Source organism: Aquifex sp., assembly GCF_056494385.1.
In genome coordinates, this window is sequence record NZ_JBSLZM010000103.1 from 1 (window position 1) to 5314 (window position 5314).

Sequence of the window (5314 nt, forward strand, 5' to 3'; positions counted from 1 at the left end):
ATAAAGGAACTCCACTCCCCGGAGGATATTTCCGTAAAGGCCTTAAACAGCTTTTCGGACTTATATCACAAGAGGGTTATATACGACGAGTTGTTCACCTTTCAGCTTGCACTGCTTTTGAAAAAAAAGGAAATTGAAAAAGAGAAAGCTCCCGAGATAAAAGTAAACGGTGAAGAGCTTGAGAACTTTCTTAAAAAGCTTCCTTTTAAGCTGACAAAAGCTCAGAAAAGGGTAATAAAAGAAATCCTTGAGGATATGAAAAAGAATAAGCCCATGAACAGACTCCTTCAGGGGGACGTTGGAAGCGGGAAAACGGTAGTTGCCATAATAACCGCTCTCGTTGCTGTAAGAAGTGGTTATCAGGTTGCTGTTATGGTTCCGACCGAGATACTTGCCCACCAGCATTATAAGAAGTTTTCTGAACTCCTTGAGGGTGAAGGAATAAGGGTAGGACTCCTTACGGGAAGTCTTACCCCTTCCCAGAAGAGAAGTGTTTACAAGCTCGTTAGGGAGGGAATGATAGACGTCCTCGTGGGAACCCACGCCCTCATACAGGAAAAAGTTGAGTTCAAGAATCTGGGCTACGTAATCATAGACGAACAGCACAGGTTCGGAGTTATGCAAAGGAAGGTTCTTCTTGAAAAGGGAAAGGGGCTCTACCCCCACTGTCTTGTTATGAGTGCTACACCCATTCCACGGACTCTTGCCCTGTCTCTTTACGGAGACCTTGACCTTTCTGTGATAGACGAACTCCCCCCGGGGAGGAAAGAGGTTAAAACTTATCTTTATTTTGAGAGTGAAAAGGAAAAGGTTTACAAAAAAGTTCTTGAAGAAATAGAAAAGGGTAATAAGGTTTACGTTATATACCCCCTCATAGAGGAAAGCGAGAAACTAAACCTTAAGGCGGCAACCGAGGAATACGAAAGGTGGAAGAAGGCCTTTCCCGATAAGCGTATATACCTTCTTCACGGAAGAATGCCCGACAAAGAAAAGTTAAAGATTATGGAAGAGTTTAAAGAAAAGGGAGACATTCTCGTTTCAACGACAGTTATTGAGGTCGGTATAGACGTTCCCGAGGCTACAGTTATGGTTATAGAAGATGCTCATAGGTTCGGTCTTTCTCAACTTCACCAGCTCAGGGGTAGGGTAGGGAGATCTGACAGAGAAGCTTACTGTTTCTTGGTTGTTCCGGACTATCTTAAACACGAAAAGAACGATTCGTTAAAGAGACTTAGGGTTTTCGTAAAAACTACGGATGGGTTTAAGATTGCGGAAGAAGATATGAAGCTTAGGGGGCCCGGAGAGCTTATAGGGGTTTCCCAGTCAGGTTATTTCGGTTTTAACGTTGCAAACCTTGCACGCTCCCAGGACAGGGCGCTCCTTACGGTTGCGCGGAAGGATGCTCAGGAGCTTTTAAATAGTAATCCTAACCTTGAGGGTCTTGAGAATTTAAAGAAGTTAATCCTTTATAAATACGGGGAAAAGCTTGAACTCAGCTTTATAGCTTAAACACTCTCGTTTAACCTTCCCATAACTTCGTCGTTCATCCTAATGAGTCTTGAGAAAATCTCGTTAGCTCTTACGGTTTCTATTATCTTCACCATCTCCTTTACTGCGTTAACGTTTGAAGCTTCGTAAAACCCCTGAAATATTTTAAAGTCTTCGGAAGGTGTAGGGTTTCCCGTAAAGAAGTCCTCCCCCAATTTCCTCGGGTTTTGCAGATTAAAAATACCGAATCTTCCCGAGGGAACACCGTTTACGTAGTAGGTTCCATCCTTTAATACCTTAATCTCTCCCTCAACCCTTATAGGGTTCAGGTTATCGTCAAGAACGGGATACCCCTCCTCTGTCGTAAGAATCCCTTCTTGGTTTAGTCTAAAAACACCCTTTCTGGTAAAGGCAACATTCCCGTTCGGCATTCTAACCGCGAAAAATCCTTCACCCTCAATTGCAAGGTCAAGGGGATTTCCCGTCTTTACAAGACTCCCCTGGAAAAGTATATGCTGAACATCTTCAACTATTGGGTAAACGTAGTTATTTGAAGGTTCGTGGAGGTTGTTATTAGGAGCTTTATCACCCGTCGGAACGTAGTGAGAAAGAGCGGTAAGAAAGTCCTTTTTAAAGGCGGGCGTGTTTACATTTGCAAGGTTATTTGAACTAACTTCAAGTTTTCTCTCTTGGAGAAGCATTCCCGAGGCGAGTATATAAATAGTTTGGTAATCGGTCGCCATTATAGACTTAAATATACCCTTTTTCCAAGGCTCATCAATCGGTGCAGTTCTTCGAGGGCATATTCAAAACCGAGAACTTTTCCTCCGAAACCCTTTGAGAACCTTTCAGCCGAAAGCTTGTCTACGAAGGCAAAGGCCGAGGGACTACAACAGGGAGCTATATCCGACCCCACAACATACCAGCAACTGAAACCGTTAATGGGATTACAGGTTATAAAGTCCTTCATAAGGATAGACTCAACCTTATCCGAGAACTTCCTGAAGGCCATAAGCCCGCAGTGGGGACAGCATGCCTGAAGTTTTTTTCCTTCCTTTAAAAAAAGGATTACGTTAAACCTTCCGTCAATGTCTTTTGAGCATATAACACACTCCCTTAGACTATCGTCTTCTTCTTTTAGCCTTACTACTCCGTGTTTCCGCTCTATGAGTCCTTCTTTCTCAAGCTCTTTTATATCTCTGTAAACGGTCATGAGGGATACGTTAAAAATTGATGCCAGTTCCTTGGGAGTTCTATCCCTTTCCTTTAGTAGTTCAAGAATTTTCTCCTTTCTTTCTTTACCCATATGTTAAAAGTTTTTAAAATCTTTCGTGTTTTTCAAGTTTTTCTATCAATTCAAATTCAACCCTTGCCCTTTCTTCGTCAACCGCTATACACCTTACCCTTACGTGGTCACCGAGTCTGAATACTTTTCCCGTTCTTACACCTACGAGTCTGTGAGCCGGTTCGTCGTAAACGTATTCGTCGTCCGTCAGAGTGTTTATCTTTACGAGTCCCTCAACGAGGTTTTCCTCAAGCTCTACGAAGAAACCGAAGTTAACAACTCCCGTTATTATTCCTATAAACTCCTCACCTATTCTTCCTTTCATATAACGTGCTTTCAGGTAATCTATAGCTTCCATTTCCGCTTCGTCCGCTAACCTCTCCTGCTTTGAGAGGTGGTTCCCCGCCTCTTCCAGGTAAGCTACTGTTTTCTCGTAGTCTATGGGTTCACCCCTCAAAGCTTTCTTGAGTAATCTGTGAACTATGATATCGGGATACCTCCTTATAGGGGAGGTGAAGTGGGCGTAATGCTCAAGTGCTAAACCGAAGTGTCCTACGTTATGAGGACTGTATTTAGCTCTGGCCATTGCCCGAAGGGTTAAAAACCTAATAAGGTTTTCTTCCGGTCTTCCCTCAAAGTCTTCTATTATCTTCTGGAAAAACTTAGGAGTGTATTCGCCGGGTCTTTTTACCTTATATCCCAACCCCTCCAGTATCTCAAGGAGGTTTTCAACTCTTTCCTCGTCCGGGGGTTCGTGAACCCTGTAAAGGCACGGGTATCCGACATTTTCAAGGTGAAGGGCAACGGTCTCGTTTGCTGATATCATAAAGTGTTCTATTATCCTGTGGGCTATGTGTCGCTCGTAGGGATATATGGCGGTAGGCTCCCCGTATTCGTCTACGATAACTTCCGCCTCGGGAAGGTCAAAGTCTATACTTCCCATCTCCCAACGTTTCCTGCTAAGAATTCTGTAAAGGGTTTCCATCAGTCTTAGGGGTTCAACGAGTTCGGGATACCTTTTCTCAAGGCCGGGGTCTCCCACTATGAGTCCCAGTGCCTCACTGTATGTGAGCCTGGCTTTACTTCTTATTACGCTCTCGTATATGTCGTATGTTTTCAGGTTCCCGCTTTCGTCAAAAACCATCTCAACGGTGAAAGCGAGCTTATCCTCGTTAGGTCTTAAGCTGCACAACTTTGCGGAAAGCTTCTCGGGAAGCATGTGTATAGCCCTGTCGGGAAAGTAGAAGGTGAATCCCCTCTTGTAGGCATCTTTATCCGTTTCCATTCCCTCCCTTACGTAGTAGCTCACGTCCGCTATGTGAACGTAAAGCTTGTAGTATCCCTCAGGTGTAAGCTCTATGGCTACAGCATCGTCAAAGTCCCTTGCCCTTTCGGGGTCTATCGTGAAACAGAGCTGCTTCCTTAAATCCTTCCTCCTCTTTATCTCCTCCTGGGAAATCTCTTCGGGTATTTCTTCAACTTCTCTTAGAACCTTTTCGGGGTAGGTTGTGGGTATGTTATACTTCCTTATTATCACGTCTATGGCTATGAACTTCTTGTTAGGGTCTCCCAGAATTTCTATTACCTTGCCTCTCGGGGGAGATTTCTTACTCGGATGCTGAGTTATTTTAACAACAACAACGTTGTTCTCCTCAAGCTTTGTACAATCTTTTTTCGGAAGGAGTATCTTGTGGTGACTGTTTTCATCCATGGGTATAACGTAACATAGCTTCTCTTCCTTAAACACCTTTCCGACTATCTCCTTTTTTGCCCTTTTTAATACCCTTAAGATTCTTACCTCTTTTTTTCCTTTAAACTCAACTACTTTGGCTTTTACCTCATCTCCGCTGAATACTTTTACCATCTCAAAAGGGGGTATGTATATGTCCTTTTGACCTTCTACCTCCAGAAATCCGAAGCCTCCCGGGTAGGCTATTACTCTTCCCGTAACCACTTCCTCCCCCGTATATTCGTACTTTCCTTTAACAACTTTTACCTTACCTTCCTTTTTTAGTTTTCTCATGATCTTCTTTAGGGTTTTCCTATCCTTTTTATCAAGCTTCAGTGCCTTTGCTATCTGAAGGAAGTGGAGAGGTTTTTTCTTTTTTGAAAGAATTTTTAAAACTTCTTTTTCAAGTGTCTCTTTTTCCATTACGGATTTTAATTATACTTTCATATATCCCGATAAGCAGTTTATGAGTAGTTTCATCTTCGCAGTAAACGTAAGTTCCCAATATACCCCTTGTTAGAAATATCCTGTACCTGTTTTTAAGAAGGGGAAGAGCCTCTTTTTCATTCTTTTCCTTAAATAAATCCTTTAGCGAAGGTCTTCCTATGTTATCCTCACAGTTTGTTCCCAAGGTTCAGCGCTTTTCTTCTGGATTCCATACTAGGTCCCTTCCCCAAATTACACCTACGAAGTCCGCTTCAAAGCCCTGACATCCGTATACTGAAGCACAGTGGGTTAGAGCCTGGGATTCTTTTCCATACCAGTAGGAAGGATACTGAGCCCTTTCATCCATAAGCCAGTATATGTCTACA

At 43.0% G+C, this 5314-nt stretch carries 4 protein-coding genes and 1 pseudogene; 1 reads left to right on the forward strand and 4 read right to left on the reverse strand.

The window, feature by feature from the left end:
* Positions 1-1509, forward strand: a 1509-nt coding sequence (gene recG / locus ACWB1W_RS07895) for an ATP-dependent DNA helicase RecG (protein ID WP_479370826.1), incomplete at its 5' end; no start/stop codon positions are given.
* On the opposite strand, the gene ACWB1W_RS07900 is transcribed toward recG, so the two are convergent.
* The 4 genes and pseudogenes from ACWB1W_RS07900 to ACWB1W_RS07915 form a co-directional block, all read right to left on the reverse strand.
* Entirely contained in the window at positions 1506-2231 is a 726-nt protein-coding gene (locus ACWB1W_RS07900; protein ID WP_479370827.1) for a flagellar hook-basal body protein, read from the reverse strand. The genes recG and ACWB1W_RS07900 overlap by 4 nt on opposite strands.
* Positions 2231-2794 carry a DeoR family transcriptional regulator gene (locus ACWB1W_RS07905; protein ID WP_479370828.1) on the reverse strand — a complete coding sequence of 188 codons (564 nt, stop codon included), beginning with the start codon at positions 2792-2794 and terminating at the stop codon, positions 2231-2233. Before ACWB1W_RS07905 ends, ACWB1W_RS07900 begins: the two co-directional genes overlap by 1 nt.
* Before the next feature lie 13 nt (positions 2795-2807).
* Positions 2808-4925, reverse strand: a complete 2118-nt coding sequence (gene rnr, locus ACWB1W_RS07910; RefSeq protein ID WP_479370829.1) for a ribonuclease R — start codon at positions 4923-4925, stop codon at positions 2808-2810.
* Positions 4906-5295 (reverse strand): annotated as a pseudogene (locus tag ACWB1W_RS07915) (DNA/RNA helicase domain-containing protein). Before ACWB1W_RS07915 ends, rnr begins: the two are co-directional and overlap by 20 nt.
* Between the last annotated feature and the right edge of the window lie 19 nt (positions 5296-5314).

Bases quoted from the DNA above. Each gene is read 5' to 3' on its own strand.
- ACWB1W_RS07900 (WP_479370827.1), bottom strand. From the start codon at position 2,231: ATGGCGACCGATTACCAAACTATTTATATACTCGCCTCGGGAATGCTT.
- ACWB1W_RS07905 (WP_479370828.1), bottom strand. From the start codon at position 2,794: ATGGGTAAAGAAAGAAAGGAGAAAATTCTTGAACTACTAAAGGAAAGG.
- rnr (WP_479370829.1), bottom strand. From the start codon at position 4,925: ATGGAAAAAGAGACACTTGAAAAAGAAGTTTTAAAAATTCTTTCAAAA.